Source organism: Paraburkholderia sp. A1RI_3L (assembly GCF_048957895.1).
Classification (GTDB): domain Bacteria; phylum Pseudomonadota; class Gammaproteobacteria; order Burkholderiales; family Burkholderiaceae; genus Paraburkholderia; species Paraburkholderia kururiensis.
In genome coordinates, this window is the sequence record NZ_JARCHA010000003.1 from 215,855 (window position 1) to 232,933 (window position 17,079).

General features: G+C 64.2%; 16 protein-coding genes and 1 pseudogene. 6 read left to right on the plus strand and 11 right to left on the minus strand.

What is annotated here, in order from left to right; all coding sequences use genetic code 11:
- Window positions 1-54 precede the first annotated feature (54 nt).
- The 4 genes from PXJ20_RS10770 to PXJ20_RS10785 all read left to right on the plus strand — a co-directional run bounded on the left by PXJ20_RS10770 (window position 55) and on the right by PXJ20_RS10785 (window position 3,763).
- Window positions 55-1,437 carry an MFS transporter gene (locus tag PXJ20_RS10770; protein WP_421030678.1) on the plus strand — a complete coding sequence of 461 codons (1,383 nt, stop codon included), beginning with the start codon at window positions 55-57 and terminating at the stop codon, window positions 1,435-1,437.
- Window positions 1,434-2,405, plus strand: coding sequence for a ketopantoate reductase family protein (locus PXJ20_RS10775; protein ID WP_421030679.1), 972 nt, complete (start codon window positions 1,434-1,436; stop codon window positions 2,403-2,405). Before PXJ20_RS10770 ends, PXJ20_RS10775 begins: the two co-directional genes overlap by 4 nt.
- A 52-nt stretch (window positions 2,406-2,457) precedes the next feature.
- On the plus strand, window positions 2,458-3,279 hold the full coding sequence (locus PXJ20_RS10780; RefSeq protein WP_421030680.1) for an HpcH/HpaI aldolase/citrate lyase family protein: 822 nt from the start codon (window positions 2,458-2,460) through the stop codon (window positions 3,277-3,279).
- A gap of 112 nt (window positions 3,280-3,391) precedes the next feature.
- Window positions 3,392-3,763 (plus strand): YciI family protein, encoded by a 372-nt coding sequence (locus PXJ20_RS10785; protein ID WP_017777798.1) that lies wholly within the window; start codon window positions 3,392-3,394, stop codon window positions 3,761-3,763.
- Window positions 3,764-3,971: 208 nt separating this feature from the next.
- Here the strand turns inward: PXJ20_RS10785 and PXJ20_RS10790 are convergent, their stop codons facing one another.
- On the minus strand, window positions 3,972-4,565 hold the full coding sequence (locus tag PXJ20_RS10790) for a TetR/AcrR family transcriptional regulator (RefSeq protein ID WP_233411501.1): 594 nt from the start codon (window positions 4,563-4,565) through the stop codon (window positions 3,972-3,974).
- A 145-nt stretch (window positions 4,566-4,710) separates the two neighbouring features.
- Between PXJ20_RS10790 and PXJ20_RS10795 the strand changes: the two genes are divergently transcribed.
- Window positions 4,711-5,667 (plus strand): NADP-dependent oxidoreductase, encoded by a 957-nt coding sequence (locus PXJ20_RS10795; protein ID WP_421030681.1) that lies wholly within the window; start codon window positions 4,711-4,713, stop codon window positions 5,665-5,667.
- Between the two features lie 731 nt (window positions 5,668-6,398).
- On the opposite strand, the gene PXJ20_RS10800 is transcribed toward PXJ20_RS10795, so the two are convergent.
- The gene (locus tag PXJ20_RS10800; RefSeq protein ID WP_421030682.1) at window positions 6,399-7,589 is read right to left on the minus strand and encodes a sialidase family protein; all 1,191 of its coding nucleotides are present in this window, start codon (window positions 7,587-7,589) and stop codon (window positions 6,399-6,401) included.
- A 931-nt stretch (window positions 7,590-8,520) separates the two neighbouring features.
- Here PXJ20_RS10800 and PXJ20_RS10805 point away from each other — a divergent pair.
- Window positions 8,521-8,862 (plus strand): annotated as a pseudogene (locus PXJ20_RS10805) (IS3 family transposase); the annotation flags it as partial.
- A gap of 8 nt (window positions 8,863-8,870) precedes the next feature.
- On the opposite strand, the gene rfbB reads toward PXJ20_RS10805, so the two are convergent.
- The 9 genes from rfbB to PXJ20_RS10850 all read right to left on the minus strand — a co-directional run bounded on the left by rfbB (window position 8,871) and on the right by PXJ20_RS10850 (window position 17,048).
- The gene (gene rfbB, locus PXJ20_RS10810) at window positions 8,871-9,932 is read right to left on the minus strand and encodes a dTDP-glucose 4,6-dehydratase (protein WP_421030683.1); all 1,062 of its coding nucleotides are present in this window, start codon (window positions 9,930-9,932) and stop codon (window positions 8,871-8,873) included.
- The gene (gene rfbD / locus PXJ20_RS10815) at window positions 9,929-10,849 is read right to left on the minus strand and encodes a dTDP-4-dehydrorhamnose reductase (protein WP_421030684.1); all 921 of its coding nucleotides are present in this window, start codon (window positions 10,847-10,849) and stop codon (window positions 9,929-9,931) included. Before rfbD ends, rfbB begins: the two co-directional genes overlap by 4 nt.
- Window positions 10,846-11,418: a dTDP-4-dehydrorhamnose 3,5-epimerase gene (gene rfbC, locus PXJ20_RS10820; RefSeq protein WP_421030685.1), complete on the minus strand. Its 573-nt coding sequence runs from the start codon at window positions 11,416-11,418 to the stop codon at window positions 10,846-10,848. The genes rfbD and rfbC overlap by 4 nt, the downstream gene beginning before the upstream one ends.
- Window positions 11,415-12,311 carry a glucose-1-phosphate thymidylyltransferase RfbA gene (gene rfbA, locus PXJ20_RS10825; RefSeq protein ID WP_421030686.1) on the minus strand — a complete coding sequence of 299 codons (897 nt, stop codon included), beginning with the start codon at window positions 12,309-12,311 and terminating at the stop codon, window positions 11,415-11,417. The genes rfbC and rfbA overlap by 4 nt, the downstream gene beginning before the upstream one ends.
- Before the next feature lie 53 nt (window positions 12,312-12,364).
- Complete coding sequence (locus tag PXJ20_RS10830; RefSeq protein ID WP_421031001.1) at window positions 12,365-13,678, minus strand: MFS transporter; 1,314 nt, start codon at window positions 13,676-13,678, stop codon at window positions 12,365-12,367.
- A gap of 98 nt (window positions 13,679-13,776) precedes the next feature.
- A complete protein-coding gene (locus PXJ20_RS10835) occupies window positions 13,777-14,496 on the minus strand; it encodes an ABC transporter ATP-binding protein (RefSeq protein WP_042300273.1) in 720 nt (239 codons plus the stop codon).
- Complete coding sequence (locus PXJ20_RS10840) at window positions 14,493-15,278, minus strand: ABC transporter ATP-binding protein (protein ID WP_421030687.1); 786 nt, start codon at window positions 15,276-15,278, stop codon at window positions 14,493-14,495. Before PXJ20_RS10840 ends, PXJ20_RS10835 begins: the two co-directional genes overlap by 4 nt.
- The gene (locus tag PXJ20_RS10845) at window positions 15,275-16,162 is read right to left on the minus strand and encodes a branched-chain amino acid ABC transporter permease (protein WP_017777813.1); all 888 of its coding nucleotides are present in this window, start codon (window positions 16,160-16,162) and stop codon (window positions 15,275-15,277) included. The genes PXJ20_RS10840 and PXJ20_RS10845 overlap by 4 nt, the downstream gene beginning before the upstream one ends.
- Window positions 16,155-17,048: a branched-chain amino acid ABC transporter permease gene (locus PXJ20_RS10850; RefSeq protein ID WP_017777814.1), complete on the minus strand. Its 894-nt coding sequence runs from the start codon at window positions 17,046-17,048 to the stop codon at window positions 16,155-16,157. Before PXJ20_RS10850 ends, PXJ20_RS10845 begins: the two co-directional genes overlap by 8 nt.
- Window positions 17,049-17,079: the final 31 nt, after the last annotated feature.

Below are 17,079 nucleotides of genomic sequence, written 5' to 3' on the forward strand. Positions count from 1 at the left end.
CGGCGCGTGCCGTTGCGGTGCCGCGCCGGGAAATCCAATCGAGGAGACATTGCCATGAATCAGCCGACAGCCGCGAGCCTCTCGCCCGCGGCGAAACGTTCCATGTTCGGTGGAGCGTTCATGATGTTCATCGACACGTTCGATATCTATCTTCCGGCATTCATCCTGCCGGCAATCATCGGCTATTTCATACCGAAGTCGCTGCCCGAGTCGATTCAGGTCACGGTCAGCACGCTGATCTTCACCGCCACGCTGCTCGGTCGTCCGCTGGGCGGTTTGATATTCGGACATCTCAGCGACAAGTACGGACGCAAGAAGATCGCCATGCTGGTTTCGGCCGGATTTACCTTCGTCACGTTCGTGCTGTCGATCATGCCCGGCTATGCACAGTGGGGCTATGGGGCGGTGGTGCTCTTCATTCTGCTGCGGTTTCTGGACGGCATTTTTCTCGGCGGCGGCTATGCGTCTGCGCTGCCGCTCGCGCTCGAACGTTCTCCTATCCCGATGCGCGGGCTTGTCGGCGGGCTGATGGCCGCATCGGCCGTGTTTTCGGTGATCGCCATCAACGCCATCCAGTTCGTGCTGCTGCTCGTCATCTCCAGAGCGCAGTACAGCGCGTGGGGATGGCGGCTGCCTTTTCTGGCCGGCGTGTTGTTCGGGGTGGTCTATCTGTTTTATTACGCGAAGGTGCCGGAGCTGGAGTTCAAGGGCCTGCACGGCACGCGCGCCAAAAAGCAACCGCTCGGCGAGCTTCTGGGCAATCGCGCGCACGTGCGCAAGGCGGGCATTCTCTTTCTGATGATGACCGGCTACTGGTTCAGCAACCAGATGGCGCTCTCGCTGCTGCCCTCCCTGATGATGGGTTATCTGCACGTGCCGGCTTCCATCTTCACGAAATGGGCGATCGTTGCGAACGTGGCGGTGATGATTGCGGTGGTCGCGTTCGGCATCCTGAGTCAAAGGATCGGGCGGCGGCGGATGTTGATGATCTTCGGTGTCGCGATCACGTTGTCGCCTTTCCTTTATCACACGATCGTCGAATACGGCAAAGGCGCACACGACGCCGCCGGCATGGGTGTTGCGATATCTGTCTTGATGATTATCGCAAGCGGGTCGCTCGGCATCGTCATCACATACCTGAACGAATGCTTTCCGACGCGGATGCGCTCCACCGGCTATTCGCTTGCTTACTACCTGAGCGTGATCGTGCCGGGCCTCTACAGCTTCTGGCTGCTCGGCCTGCAGAAGTTCATGCCTTACGAGTACACCCCACTGGTGCTCGAATGCGTCGGCGGACTGCTGTTTCTGTTCAGCGCATGGGCCGGGCCCGAGACGCGTGATGTGGACCTGCTCGCTATTGCCGAGGGCCGTGCTCCGAGTCACGAGGAGAGTCAGCGCGAAGCACTGAAGCGCATCTCGGAAGAAGTCGCGCGATGAAGGTGTGTGTCTATGGAGCCGGGGCTATCGGCAGTCTGATCGCCGGGCGCCTCGCTTGCGTTTCGGGTATCGAGGTCAGCGTCGTTGCGCGCGGCGAGCAACTGGATGCGATCAGCCGGCAGGGCATACGCATTGTCGACGCCGCGGGCGAGGTCACGGCACATGTGAAGGCAACGGACAACCCCGCGTCGCTCGATGTGCAGGACTACGTATTCCTTGCGCTGAAGCAGCATCAACTGCTAGACGTGGTGAATTCCATCGAGCCGCTCATCGGCACGCATACTTCGCTCATTCCACCGACCACCGGCATTCCTTACTGGTACTTCTACGGGCAGCCGGGCGCGCATGCCAATCGCCGCATCGACCGGCTCGATCCCGGTGGCACGCTATGGCGTGCTATCCCGCCGCAGCGTGTACTCGGTTGTGTGTTTCGCGTGGCGGCTCAAGTCGTCGCGCCGGGCGTCGTTCATCAGGACGGTAGCTACGCAAAGCTGCCACTCGGCGAGCCGGACGGTTCTGTATCGGCGCGTGTGCGGCGTCTGTCGGAAGCGATGTGCGCCGCAGGCTTCGAATCGCCTGTAGTCGACAACATCCGTAGCTGGCTCTGGATCAAGATGATCAGCAGCTTGTGCTGGAATCCGGTAGCGGCGTTGACGCTTGCTACGTGGGGCGAGCTGGCTGCGAGCCCAGGCGCCGTGGACGTCGTGCGTCGCATGATGCAGGAAGCCGATGCCGTGGCGTGCGCGCTGGGCGGGCCGCCGCCCATTGCGGTTGAAGAACGGCTGGCGGCGGCGCGCTCGGCGCCTCATCACAAGATGTCGATGTTGCAGGATCTTGAGCGAGGACGTCCGCTCGAATATCAGCCGCTCGCCGATTCGATCGAGGCCATGCGCGACATAGCCGGACTTGGCACGCCGACCATCGACAGCGTGCTGGCGCTTTTGCGTTTGCGCGCAAACAGAGGGTGAATGTCTGCGACTGTGCACCCGACGACTGTACGCATGAACCATAAGGAACGACATGACAGAACATGGCGCTGGGAAACACCGCTCCTATCTCTTTGTACCCGGAAGCAGGCCGGATCGCTTCGACCGTGCGATGAAGAGCGGCGCCGACGCGGTAATCATCGATCTGGAAGACGCGGTTGCCGCGGCGGACAAGATATCGGCCCGCCATTCTGTCGCTACCTGGGCGCGAGAAGACCGCGTGGTGTATGTCCGTGTCAATGCCCGTGACACGCCGTGGTTCGAGGAAGACGCACAGTTGAGCCGTCTGCCGGGAATCGCGGGGCTCGTGCTGCCGAAAGCAGAATGTTCCGCCGACGTAGCCGCGCTCGTCAGCGCCGCAAAGCAGCAAACGGCCATCTTCCCGCTCATTGAAAGTGCGAAGGGCATGTGCAACGCACTTGAAATTGCGAAGGCGCCATGCGTGCGTCAGCTCATGTTCGGCACGCTCGACTTCACGCTCGATATGCAGATGGACGTGGACAACGAGGAACTCAACGGCTTTCGGGCAGAGCTCACGAAAGTCTCGCGTGTGGCCGGTATCGATGCCCCTGTCGACGGCGTAACGGTCGCGGTGCACGACGCGTTGCAACTCGAACGCGACACCAGCAACGGCAAGCGATTTGGGTTCTTCGGCAAGCTATGCATTCACCCGAAACAGGTGGTCACGGTGAACCAGGGTTATGCGCCATCGGAAAGCGACATAGCGTGGGCGCGATGTGTGCTTGATGCGGCGCAGGACGGGAAGGGCGTCGCACTGATGATAGATGGAAGCATGGTGGACCGGCCCGTCGTGCGACGGGCGGAGCGGATCATGAAGCTTGCTTCGTCAAACTGACGTAACGTTAGGCGCTCCCAACCATCGCCGACAGCGTTCAAGCATCCAGAAGCATTGTCGATTTCCGATCGTCAGCTTCGTCGTCAGTCCATACACACTCAAGGGATCTCCTATGAAATACCTCGGCTTGGCCTACTACACCCCTGAAAGGTTTGCTGCGATGCCACCGGACGACATCAAGGAATTGTTGAGCCGATGCCCCGCGTTGGACGAGAACATGCGTGCTACCGGCAAGGTTCTGGTTTCCGCGTCGCTTGGCGATCTGAGCGGCTGGCGTACGCTTCGCCCGCGCGGTGGCAAGACACACGTGACCGATGGACCCTACACCGAGTCGAAGGAAGTCGTGGGCGGCCTGTTCATCATCGAAGCAGATAGCCTTGACGACGCGTTGCGCATCGCGTCCATGCACCCGGCCGCCACTCTGGGCGAAGAAGGCGGATGGGCCGTCGAGCTTATTCCCATGGATTTCTACCTGCCTCGATAACAGCCACGGCGCCTGCCTCAAGAATGGGTGGGCGCCTTTCTTCACAAACACCTTTCAGGCTTCGTGAGTCATCGCGGCGGCGCCCGATGTCATTGCATCTCGGTCGAACCTGGCTGGTGACTGGCCCCCGTCGACCCGACGCTGACCTTCTGTCATCGGGCACCGAATGACAACTTCGAGGCCGATAACGACAGTCCGGGCGTGAGGACTACCGCACCCCTCTCTCGTCTCGTGGCCTCTGGGCAAACGTCACGAGATCGCTCAATTCCTTGAACGCGTGTTCGACGTGGACGCCAAGATCCGTCGACCCGTTTTCGAACCAGGCCGCAACCGCCTGCCCTAGCGTCGCCATTCCGACTTGTGCCGCGAGGCTGGCGGCCTTGTCGGACACACCACGCTGCCGGAATGCCTCCACGAGCGCCGACGTGACGGCGCGGGACTTGGTCTGTGCCCGCTCCTGCAAGGCAGGGTTGGCCGCGATGATGTACCGGCGCGGCTCGGTAAACGAGCGATTCTGGATGAAGAGCGGCTCGACCGACGGGAACGCGCGAACCAGGGCTTCCAGCGGTCCTAGATCTGGCGGAGCGCTCGCCACCGCGCTCGTCAGTGTCGAGATGAACTCGTCTTCCCCCCCGAACAGCACTTCCCGCTTATCAGGGAAATGACGAAAGAACGTGCGCTGCGTGACACCGGCCTCAGCGGCGATGTCGGCCGCCGTCGTGCCGTCGTAACCACGGGTTTGATAGAGCTTGAGCGCCGCCTCCTGAAGGCGGCGCCGCACTTTTTCGGGATCTCTGGGCATGATTCACCAATCGTATTGTCACAAGCTGACTTTACGCGTATCGTCAGCATATGACGATACGCTATCGTTGTTCTCCGTGCGCCGCAAGCATGGGAGAGGCAACCGCGCGTCTCGCATCCACTGCCAACCGTCACGGAGAATTGCAATGTCGAGTTCCGATCCGTCAACGATGAAAGCCCTTTGGGTTCAGCGCTATGGTGCGCCGGCGGATGTCCTGCATCTGGCCGATGTTCCCGTCCCCTCACCCCGCGCGGGGCAGGTGCGTGTCCGGGTTCATGCGTGCGCTTTTAATCCGGCCGACTGGGCGGTGTGCCAGGGCTTCTTTCCGCTGCCGCCGCCGCGCGGCATCGGCTTCGACGTGGCGGGGACGGTCGATGCAATCGGGGAAGGCGTCACTGACATCAACCTTGGCGATCCCGTCTTTGGCGTTCCCGACTATCTCGGCTATCCCACCGCCGGAGCGGCGGAATTCGCCGTCCTGAAAGTCTGGTTTGCCGTGCCGCACGGGTTGAGCCTCGAGCACGCGGCGTGTCTTCCCATGGCCGTTGAAACGGCCACCCGCAGCATCGACCTGCTTGGTCTATCGAAAGGGCAAACCATCATGATCAACGGCGGCGGGACGATGACCGGGTTCGCCGCTGTTCAGATCGCGCTGCTGCGGGGCGCCCATGTGATCGCTAGTGCCGGCGAAACGTTCGCGGATCGCTTGCGTGCGCTAGGCGCGAAAGTGACGCCCTATGGCGAAGGGATGGTCGAGCGTGTTCGCGAGATCGCGCAAGGCGCGACGGATTTCGCCTTGCATACCGCGCGTGTCGAAGGCGTGCTGCCCGACCTCATCCGGATCGTGGGCGGCGACCCTCGCCGGGTGATGAGCTTCAGCGATTTTGACGAGGGCGGCCTCGGCGTTCGCACGACAGGGCGCGAGAAGGAGGGGGTGCATCGCTACGATGTACTCGGAGACTACGCCCGGTTGGCCGCCGTCGGGCAGTTCGCCATTCCGGTCGCGCGCACGTTCACGTGGGAAGACTGGCGGGAAGCGGTCGAACTTAGCATGGCCGGTCGCGCGCACGGCAAGCTGCTCTTCATCCCCGGACCGCGTTAAACGCGCAACGGCGCCGCGACCCCTCACCTGATTTGCGTCTTCCGAGGCCTGCGGCCGTCAAGCACGCAGGTCGCGGGCTCTCGTCGGGCCGTGGCCAGCCCATTTCGCAAGCAGGCTGCAGTCAAAGACTGAATTCAAGCGCTTCCCTGTTGGCAGCAGCCGAAGCAAGGAGGCTTCGTAGCATGACCCGTTGCGAGACAAGATACTTCCGCTGAACCTCAACAGTGTCAGCGTCCCCCGTAGGGGATCAACCGCAAACGAAACACACCGTGTCTCCACTCTGCGAGTGAAGCGACCGAACGCAAGACTCTAGCTCGGATGCAATTTGCAAAAGAATCGTGGGCGCAGCCTCGTCGTCTTCGAATTGGTCGAACATCGTGCCCCACGAGCTGTTGATTCGCTTCCAGAATCCCGACGCGAAGAGCCGCTCGGAGACTGCCCCATCCAGTATGAAGATTGGCTCCGCGACGTCGCCGCCCGCAATATAGCAGCGCGGTGCCTGTAATCTGCGCATGAGGTAACCTCGATGTCCGAGATACCAATGGCTAATGATCCATGCGGAGGTGTCGAGCGGCCGCTTCTGGCCGACGCGGCACGTTAGACAGCTGCACTCGGCTTGAAGCCGGCGTCAACCTCGACCTGCGACGTTGACGAGCGTCTTGTCCGCCACGGCCATCGCGATCGCTCAGAAGGGCTGGCCGATGTGCCAGCGGACATCTTCTGTTGGTCTGCTAGGGGCCAATATCCAGATGACCGACGTAGACCGTGCACCCTTTCCCAAATTTGACGCCGGGATTGTCAGGCTTTGTCGCGAGTTCCACCAATCCGCGTCCATTCGGATAGGCGAGCAGCGCTGACGAATAATTGGCGCAATTGATGTCTGTGCTTGGCGGTATGCCGCCGACTTGCACCGGTGCCGGCAACCTGGTCCAGACTCCATGTCCTTCCGAATCGGCATTCGCGAACAATACGCGCCCGTCGAGCGGGGCCTGCCTGCCGTTGCTGTCGACCAGATTCCTGCCAACTACGATGATCCGGCCACTCTCTTTCATCGAACCGGGAAGCCACGTGTTATTCGGAGCGACCTTAAAATACTCACCCTTCTCATCCTTTGGCACAAAACCCAGATACGTGGGATCACCAAAATTCCATCCATCTGTCGAGACACGCGCATGTACAGTGCCCGAAAACCGGGGCCCCTGAACCTCGTATGTCATGAAGAACCGGCCGTTTGAAATGCGGCTGACCACGGCCATGCCTGGGCGGTCCTGCTTTACACCGCTGGCTACGGTATCTCGCTGATCTTCCCAGCCGGCGCCCTTGAAATAATTGCGCATCTGGACAAGCTTCTGGCTATGCGCAGGATCCGTCTCGTCAGACCAGAACATGACCAGTGCCCCGTCATCCGCAATCTCGAATTGAGGCTCCCAAAGGCCATGATGGAGATCGCCTCTCGCCACCGGAATGCCTTGATATTGCCAAACCCGCCCGTGGTCACCGCTTGTGAAGTAACCGATGGCAGGCGTTTTCCCCTCCAGGTACGCTGCGGCATAGACGAGGGTACCGCGCGGCAAGCTTCCAACTTGTCGGTCTAACTGAAAGAGGGTTTCGCAGCACCTGAGGGTGAGACCGTTCGACGAGGCGTCAATGGTACTGATCCGGGTCCAGGTCTTGCCGTGGTCACCACTGGAAAAGATGTCGCTTCGGGAACTCGCAACCAGATCGCCGGTGTAATGCCCCGCTTCGTTCATCACTCGTACAATCCTCGGATAGCCTGTACTTCCCGGGATAGGCGATTCTGGTGAAATGCGCACCCCAGGGGAAAACGGTGTATCGGTGCTCTCTTGCGACATTGCGATGTTGAACTGCAGATAGCCGGTCAACGCACCAAGCAACAGCAGGAAACGCAAGCTAATCCTCATCCGATGTGCTCCTATTCAAGGCAAATGAGTGCGCTCTCCCATACATGTCGACGTGCAGCCATGCTGGAGCGAGAAGGTGCTGATAGCGCATACGTGGTGAAGGATGCCCTTAAGTGAATGCCCGGGAATGCGAATGCCTTCGCTCCCGGTGACACTGCCTCTCCGGAAATGATCTCGCGTACGCGTTGCCGAAGCGTCGCTTAACGCCGGGAATCCCAATCGCACGGAAAGTGATCGGCGCTGCTGCGCTTCGTTTTGCGTTCTTCGCACCTCGCCACGACGCACAAACATGGCTGCAAGTCTGGTACTCCGACACGTTCGCGATACAGCGAGGCGCTGTGGGCGAAACCAACACCGAGCGGTACCGGTCTGGCGGTGACGCGTCCGCCTGTGCCAAAGTCAAAGTATTAGCGCCTCAACAAGCTCCAGTGATTTTGGGTCGACCTTCACTCGGAGCCGCGTCTGTTGCGAAGCGGTGGTGTAGTACGCGAAGTTAAATCGCTGACCGCTGTTCGACTTCCCGCAAATGCTCGGGACGAGCAGCAAGAAATTTCATCGCGTCAGTCGGAGCGGCTTTACCGCAGGCGCTCGGTGCGAACGTAGGCGTAAGCAACATGATCCTGATCATGGCTCGCTTCCTCGAAAGCATTCGGGTCCGCTAGAACAGCGGGTTTCAATGTCGCCGCCTTTCGCACGGAGGTGCCAGACGACAGGGCCAAAGCAGCCAGCTGGGTGCGTTCGCGCGACCTCTCAAGTCTCGTAATCCGTGCTTCTCGTCAGACGCTCCCATGTGTCGAGATCGCGCCTCAGGTCCTCGAGCTTGGTGCGGACAAGATCGAGCGCATCACCTCCAATGACGAGATGCAGCGGGGGCTGGTCTGATTCCAGCGCGGCGATGATGGCTTGGCTGCCCCGCACCGGATCTCCCTGCTGTTACGGCTATCGTCGAATCCGTGCGGCGTTGGGCAGGCAGCAGGTCTTTATCTCAGAGAAGGTCGTGCGACGTTTGATGCGACAAGAAGGCCTGGCCGCCGCATCGACCAGACGACGTCGCTATGGCTCCTATCGTGGAGAAATCACTCCCGCTCCGGAGAATCTCATCAATCGTGATTTCCGTGCAGCCGCCCCGAATCAGAAATGGCTCACTGACATCACCGAATTCCAGATCCCTGCCGGCAAGGTGTATCTGTCGCCGGTAATAGACTGCTTCGACGGGTTCGTTGTGAGCCGGTCAATCGGCACACGGCCAGATGCTGAACTCGTCAATGCCATGCCAGGTTTTTAGCCGCACCCCCGATTCATCGCCGGATCAGTCCAGGTTTTTATCCGTCCCCGATTCCACGTCAGTGTTTTGCGAATCCCACTCTCGAAGTTCTCCTGAGGCCGCCAACCGAGTTCGTCGATGATCTTGCCCGCGTCGATCGCGTAGCGCCAGTCGTGTCCGGGCCGGTCGGTCACGAACTGGATCAGCCCCGCATGCGGCGCGCCATCGGGTCGGGCCTCGTCCATCAGCGCACAGATCAGTCGCACGATATCGATGTTTCGCCATTCGTTGCAGCCGCCGACGTTGTAGGTCTCGCCTGGGGCGCCGCGGCGCACGACCGTGTCGATGGCGCGGCAATGGTCGTCGACGAACAGCCAGTCGCGGATGTTCGAGCCGTCGCCGTACACCGGGATGCGCGTGCCTTCGATACAACTGCGGATGACCGTCGGGACAAATTTTTCGTCGTGCTGAAGCGGGCCGTAGTTGTTCGAGCAGTTGGTCGTCGTGACGGGCAATCCATACGTGTGCCAATAGGCGCGCACCAGATGATCGGAGCCGGCCTTGCTGGCCGAATACGGCGAATTGGGCGCGTAGCGGGTCGTTTCGGAAAACGGGGGATCGTCGGGCCCGAGCGTGCCGTACACCTCGTCGGTGCCGATGTGATGAAAGCGTCGTTGCGCTCGCACGGTGGCGGCGTCAAGACGCTGCTCGCCGAACCAGTACTGCCGCGCGGCTTCGAGCAGGGTCGCGGTGCCCACGACGTTGGTGCGGACGAACTCGCCGGGCCCTGCGATCGAGCGGTCCACATGACTCTCGGCGGCGAAATGGACGACCGTGTCGATTGCGTGCTCGCGCAACAAAGCATCGACCAGTTGCCTGTCGCAGATGTCGCCGACCACGAGCCGGTGCCGGTCCTCGTCCGGCAGGTCGGCAAGGTTGTCGAGCCTGCCGGCGTAGGTCAGCAGATCGAGCGTGACGATCTTCACGTGTGGATCGGTCGCCAGCAGGTGGCGGACGAAATTGGCGCCGATGAAGCCGGCGCCGCCGGTGACGAGCACGTGCTGCGGACGATGGTTCATGAGGTTCGCTTCCAGATGTCGAGCGTTTCGCTTAAACCCGCCATCCACGGCGGGGCTTCGATGCCGAAGCGCTCGCGCAGCCGCGTGCAGTCGAGCGACGAATTGGCAGGCCGCGGCGCCGGCAGCGGATACGCCGAGCTCAGGATGGGCTGAACGAGCGGCGTGCGCGCGAGCAGCCCGGCACGCTGCGCGGCGGTGAAGATCGTTTGCGCGAACCCATGCCAGGTCGTGACGGGCGTGCCGCACAAATGGTAGGTGCCAGAGGCAAGCGGCTCGCCTGCGAGATGGCGCGCGGCGATCGACAGCAAGGCGTCGGCGATGGCGCCCGCATAGGTCGGGCCGCCGTACTGGTCGGCGACGACGCGCACCACGTCGCGCTCCTGGCCAATGCGCAGCATGGTGCGCACGAAGTTGCCGCCGTATGCGCCGAATACCCACGCGACCCGCACGATCAGATGCCGGTCCGGCAGATGCGCGCGCACCGCCTGTTCGCCGGCCCATTTGCTCATGCCGTAGACGCCGAGCGGTGCGGCCTCCGCGGTCTCGGCATAGGCACCGGGCGCACGGCCGTCGAACACGTAGTCGGTCGATAGATGAAACAGGGCAATCCCGGCTTCGGCACAGGCGGCAGCGAGCGTCGCCGGCCCGTCGTGGTTCGCGCGCCAGGCGGCCTCCGGTTCGCTTTCGGCGCGATCCACCGCCGTCCAGGCGGCCGCGTTGATGACCACACTCGCGCGATGCGCGGCCAGCGCGGCGCGCACCGCGTCCATATCGGCGATATCGAGCTGCGCGCGCGACAGCCCGACCAACGCATGCTGCCCGGCACGCCGCACGAGCTCCTGGCCCACCTGGCCGCCCGCGCCCGTCACGAGGATGGTCGCAGGGATCGTCACGGGGATCGTCACAGGGATCGTCACGATGCGCTCCGGTAGCGCGGCAGCGAGTCGGGCGCGCGTTCGGCGAGGCGCGGATGCAGGCGGTCCTTGTCGGAGAGTTGCGGCGCGATGTCGTCGAACACGGGCCAGTCGATGCCGAGATCGGGGTCGTCCCAGCGTATTCCGGCGTCCGAGGCGGCGTCGTAGTACTGCGTGCACTTGTAGGCGAAGTCCGCGTCGTCCGAGAGCACGCAGAAGCCGTGCGCGAAGCCCGGCGGAATCCAGAGCTGCCGGTGCGACTCGTCGTCGAGGCGAGTACCGAACCATGCGCCGAAATGCGGCGAGTCGCGGCGGATGTCGACGGCCACGTCATAGACGGCGCCGCGAGCGGCGCGAACCAGCTTGCCCTGCGGATTGACGCGCTGGTAGTGCAGGCCGCGCAGCACGCCGCGCCGCGAGCGCGACTGGTTGTCCTGCACGAACGTCGCGTCGATGCCCGCTTCGCGCAGCCAGCTCTCGCGGAAGCTTTCGACAAAAAAGCCGCGCTCGTCGCCGAACACACGGGGTTCGAACAGCAGCACGCCCGGCAATGGCGTTTCGACGATCTTCATGCGACCACCTCCTTGCGCAGCACGTCGAGCAGATACTGGCCGTAGCCGTTTTTCGCGAGCCGGTGCGCCTGCGCTTCGAGTTGGTCCGCGCCGATCCAGCCCAGCCGGTAGGCAATCTCTTCGGGGCAGGCAATTTGCAGCCCCTGCCGCGCCTGCATCACTTGAATGAAGTTGGCGGCGTCCAGCAGCGATTCGTGTGTGCCGGTGTCGAGCCATGCATAGCCGCGACCCAGAATCTCCACATCGAGCGCGCCCCGTTCGAGGTAGGCGCGGTTCAGGTCGGTGATCTCCAGCTCGCCGCGCGCGGAAGGCCGGACGGCCTTCGCCAGTTCGACGACATCGTTGTCGTAGAAATAGAGCCCCGTCACCGCGTAATTCGATTTCGGCTGCTTCGGCTTTTCTTCGAGGTCGATCGCGCGTCCGGTTTCGTCGAACGACACCACGCCGTAGCGCTCGGGGTCGCGCACGTAGTAGCCGAACACGGTCGCGCCCGTGGTCTTCGCGGCGGCGCGCTGCAGCAGCGACGACAGCGCGGGCCCGTGATAGATGTTGTCGCCGAGTACGAGGGTGGCCGCGTCGTGCCCGATGAACGGCGCGCCGATCACGAACGCCTGGGCGAGGCCGTCCGGACGCGGCTGCTCGGCGTACGAGAAACGCATGCCCCACTGGGCGCCGTCGCCGAGCAGTTGCTGGAACGCGCCCAGATCGCGCGGCGTGGAGATGATCAGCACTTCGCGGATGCCCGACAGCATGATCGTGCTGAGCGGGTAGTAGATCATCGGTTTGTCGTAGACGGGCATCAGCTGCTTCGATACCGAATGCGTCAGCGGATGCAGCCGGGTACCGGAGCCGCCCGCCAGAATGAGGCCTTTTCGGCCAGTCGCTGTGATCATGCTGTCCTCGCTGCCAGTAGAAGAACGTTGAGCGGGCGCCGATGGTCCGGCGTTCAGCCGGGCTTGATGGCCCGGACCACAACCGCGAAGCCGCCCGCGTAGGCTGCCGCGATGATCGCGAAGCCGGCGGCGGTGGCGCGGCCGGCATCGGCGAAGCTATGCAGTACGACCGACGCGATGGCCACGCCGACGAGCGAGCCGATCTGCCGGCTCGCATTGAGCGAGGCGGCGGCGAGGTTGGCATCCTCGGGACGCGCGGCCTGCATGACGACCAGGTTCATCGCCGGGATCGCGAGGCCGGCGCCGAAGTTGGCGACGCCGATGCACAGCGCGATCGCGCCGTACGGCAACGCGTCGATGCCGAGCAGCGCGGCGCTGCCGAGTGTCGCGAGCGCAAGGCCTGTAAGCAGCGCGCCGCGCGAGCCGAGCCGCGCGCTGACGGGGGCGGTGGCGAGATTGCCGATACCGAACATCGCCATCAGCGGAAACAGCTGGAAACCCGTCACGAGCGGGCTCGATCCGCGCTGCTGCTGCAGGTAGAGGCTGATCAGAAAGATTTCGGCAAGGATGCCGAAGTTGATGGCGAGGCCGAGCAGGCTACCCGCCACGAAGCGCCGCTCGCCGAGCAGCGCGGCCGAGAGGATGCGGTAGCGGGCAAACCGCTCGCGCAGCACGAACGCGGCGGTGGCGGCGATCGTCGTTATCGCGCCGGCGACGATGGCGGGCGAGGTCCAGCCGAGGCTCGGCCCCTGGATCAGCGTCAGGCTCAACGCGGCGAGCGCAATAGCGGCGAGCAGATGGCCCGTGCCGTTGAGCGGCCCGGCATGGCGTGGCGAACGTGCCACGTAGCGCTGGGTCAGCCACAAGCCCGCGACCCCGACCGGCAGGTTGACCCAGAAGATGCCGCGCCAGCCGATTGCGTCCACCAGTACGCCGCCGACACACGGCCCGAGGGCCATCGCGGCCGACACCAGCGCGCCCCAGATGCCGATCATGCGGGTGCGCAGCGGGCCGGGCGGGAACGCGAGCGTCAAGAGGCTCAACGAACTCGGCATGAAGAGCGCGGCGCCCACGCCTTGCAGCAGGCGCGCGGCGATCAGCATCGCCGGTGTCGCCGCGAGCGCGCACAGCGCCGAGGCGGCGACGAACAGCGCGAGACCGAGCAGATAGATGGTCTTCGAGCCGTAACGGTTCGCCAGCGCGCCGCCCAACAGCAGCAGCGCGGCGAAGCTGAGCGTGTAGGCGTCGACGACCCAGACGAGCGTCGTCAACGACATCGCGAGGCTGTTCTGCATTGCCTTCAGCGCGACGTTCACGATGGTCACGTCGAGCATCGCCATCACGAAGCCGCATGCAACGGCCACCATGACCGTCGCAGGGCGCGCCTGTGGTGCCGTGGTCGTCGCGCCCGGGCCGCTCGTGCCGCTTGTGCTGCTCGTGCCTCCCGTCCCGGAAGTGGCCGGATTCATGCGGCTCTCCCACCGAGGTAGAGCCGCCGCATGTCGTCGCTTTCGAGCAGTTCGGCGGCCGGACCTTCCAGCGCCACGCGGCCCATTGTCAGCACGATGCCGCGATCGGCAATGCGCAGCGCCTCGATCGCGTTCTGCTCCACCATCAGCACGGCGATGTGTTCGGTGTCGCGCATGCGGACAATCGCGTCGAACACTTCGTCCACCATCTTCGGCGACAGGCCGGCCGACGGTTCGTCGAGCAGCAGCATCGCGGGCCGCGGCACGAGCGCCCGTGCGAGCGACACGATCTGCCGCTCGCCACCCGAGAGCGCCGCGGCCGGCGCACGGTAACGGCGCCGCAGCACCGGGTATTGCTCGCACAGCTCCTCGATGCGGGCCTCGCGCGGAAACGACGACATGCCCTGGCCGCCGAGCATCAGGTTCTCGCGCACGGTCAGTGCGCCGAATACGTTGTCGGTCTGCGGTACGTAGCCGATGCCGTGGTGGCGAACCTTGCGATACACCGGCTCGCGCGCGAGGTCGCGGCCCTGCATCGTCACCGTGCCCGAGCGGGGCAGCACGAATCCGGCAATAGCCTTGAGCAGCGTGGACTTGCCGCAGCCGTTCGGACCGAGGATCGACACGATCTCCACGGCGCCGACACGCAGCGACACGCCATGCAGGATGTCGATGCCCTTGGTGTAGCCGGCAACGAGTTGGTCGACTTCGATCATGACGCCTCCAGCGGCCGGCGGCCGCCGCGCGCACGGCCGAGATACGCGTCGAGCACGCGGCGGTTGCGCTCCAGTTCGACCGGCTTGCAGTTGGCGATGGCCGCGCCCCGATCGAGCACGATGCAGCGGTCGCACAGTTCGCGGATGAAATGCATGTCGTGTTCGATCACGACGAGCGTCACGCCGAGCCCGTGGATGCGCCGCAGTTCCGCGACGAGTTCGCCGCGCAGATTCGGATGAACGCCGGCCGTCGGTTCGTCGAGCAGCAGCAGCTTCGGCGCCGTCATCATGGCGCAGGCAATGCCGAGCAGCTTCTTCTGGCCGCCGGAGATCGATGCCGCGGGCAGGTGTGCCACGGCGGCGAGCTTGAGTTCGTCGAGCAGCGCGGCGGCCCGGGCGCGTGTTTCGCGTTCGAGTGCGCGCAGTGAGGGTCCGCGCAGCAGCGCCGCGACGAGTCCGTGGCGCGCCGACGAGGCGGCCATCGTCAGTTCGAGTACGGACATCCGGGCCGGCATGGACGGCAGCTGGAAGGTGCGACGAATGCCGAGTTGCGCGATGCGCTGCGGCGCGAAGCGGTCGATGCGGCGGCCGTCGAAGCGGATCTCGCCGCTTGCGAGCGGCGCGAAACCGGTCACGGCATTCAGCACCGTGCTCTTGCCGGAGCCGTTCGGGCCCAGCAGGCCCACAATCTCGCCGCTGCCGACCGAGAGCGTGAGTCCCGACAGCACGGTGTTGCCGCCATAGCGGATGGCGATGCCATCCAGCTCGAGAAGGGCGCTCATAGGTGAGTCTCCAGACGTTCGGGCAGCAGGCCGCGCGGCCGCCACATCAGACAGGCGAGCAGCATGAGCCCGACGAGGCCGAGCCGCACCGCGCCCGCGAGGTCGCTGCCCACGCCGAACCAGTCTTTCAGGAAAGGTGCGAAGGAATACACGGCCTGAACCAGCACCGCGCCCACCAGCACGCCGGCATGGCTGCCCAGACCGCCCACCATCACGATGGTCCAGAGCGCGAAGGTTTCGGACGACAGCATCGTGTCCGGCCCGACGTAGCTGATGTACCAGGTGAGCAGCGCACCGGCCAGCGCGGCGGGCAGGGCGGCCGCGACACTCGCGCGCGTCTTCAGCGAAAGCGGGTCGTAGCCGAAGCAGACGGCGAGCGCCGGCTCTTCGCGCATGACCTTCAGCGCGCGGCCGAAGCGGCTGCGCACGATGCGGCGATAGGCGGCGTACACGAGCGCAAGGCAGCCGGCCGCCACGCCGAGGAACGCAAGGTCGGACCAGGGCGCGGCGAGGCCGCCGAACAGCGGCGCGATGCCGCCGATGCCCTGCGCGCCGCCCGTGAGCCACGTTTCGTTGAGCGCGACGGTGCGCAGAATCTCCGCAATCGCCAGCGTCGCGATGCCCCAGTAGTCCGACGACAACTGGCGGCCGAGCCGCGCAATCGCGACGGCCAGCGCGGCCGCCGCTGCGAGCGCGAGTGCCAACGCGGCGGGCAGCGTCCAGCCGAGCTGCGAGGCGATGCCGGCTGCGTACGCCCCGAGCCCGGCGAACGCGACGAAGCCGAAGTTGACCATGCCCGCGTAGCCCGCCTGCAGGTTGAGTCCGAGCGCCATCATCGCGGACAGGCAGGCCGAGGTCAGCAGATGGACGAGGAAGCTAGACACGCCGCACCTCCCTGTCGAAGATGCCGTACGGCCGGAACATGAGCGCGACGAGCAGGATCAGGAACGACACCGCGCTCACGTAGGCCACGGGGAATGCCAGCTGCGGATAGCCCGTCAGCGCGCCGAAATCGACGTTGAGCATCAGCGTTTCGGCGAGCGCGATCAGCAGCGCGCCAGCCGCTGCGCCGAGCGGATTGCCCAGACCGCCGAGGATCGCCGCCGAAAACACCGGGATGAGCAGCCCGTTGCCGAGGTTCACGTGCACGCTCTCGGTGAGGCCGAGCATCGTGCCGCCCAGCGCGGCGAGCACCCCGCTCGCGAAGGTGATGACGTTGGTGACGCGCTGGGCGTCGATACCGGTTGCGAGTGCGAGCGGACCATTCGACGCGAGTGCGCGCATCGAGCGCCCCAGATCGGTTCGGTACAGCAGCGCGGAGAACAAGAGCAGCGTGAGGGTGCCGCACGCAATCGAGTCCAGTTGCGCGCGCGACACGGCGATGCCGCCGATCAAGAGGGGCGGCGTCAGGTCCTGCGCGTACTGGAGCGGTCGCGAACCTGCCGTACCCAGCACGAGTGCGATGGCGATCAGCGACACCGCGAGCGAACCGATCATCGCGACCGCGCTGCCCGAACGCAGTAGTCGGGCGAATACGAAAACATTGAGCAGAACCGCGAGGCAGCCCACCAGCGTGCACGACACGGCGGCGGCCAGAACGAGCGGCAGTCCGGCGCGTTCGCAGCCGAGCGACGCGAAGGCGCCCAACATCGCGTACTGCACGTGCGCGATGTTGGGAAAGCGGATCAGCGAATAGAGCGTGGACAGTCCGATCGAAACCAGCAGCAGGTCGGAGGTGCGGATCAGGACGTCGAGCAGGAATGGCAGCATGGCATTCTCCGTGAACGGCTGACGATGACGC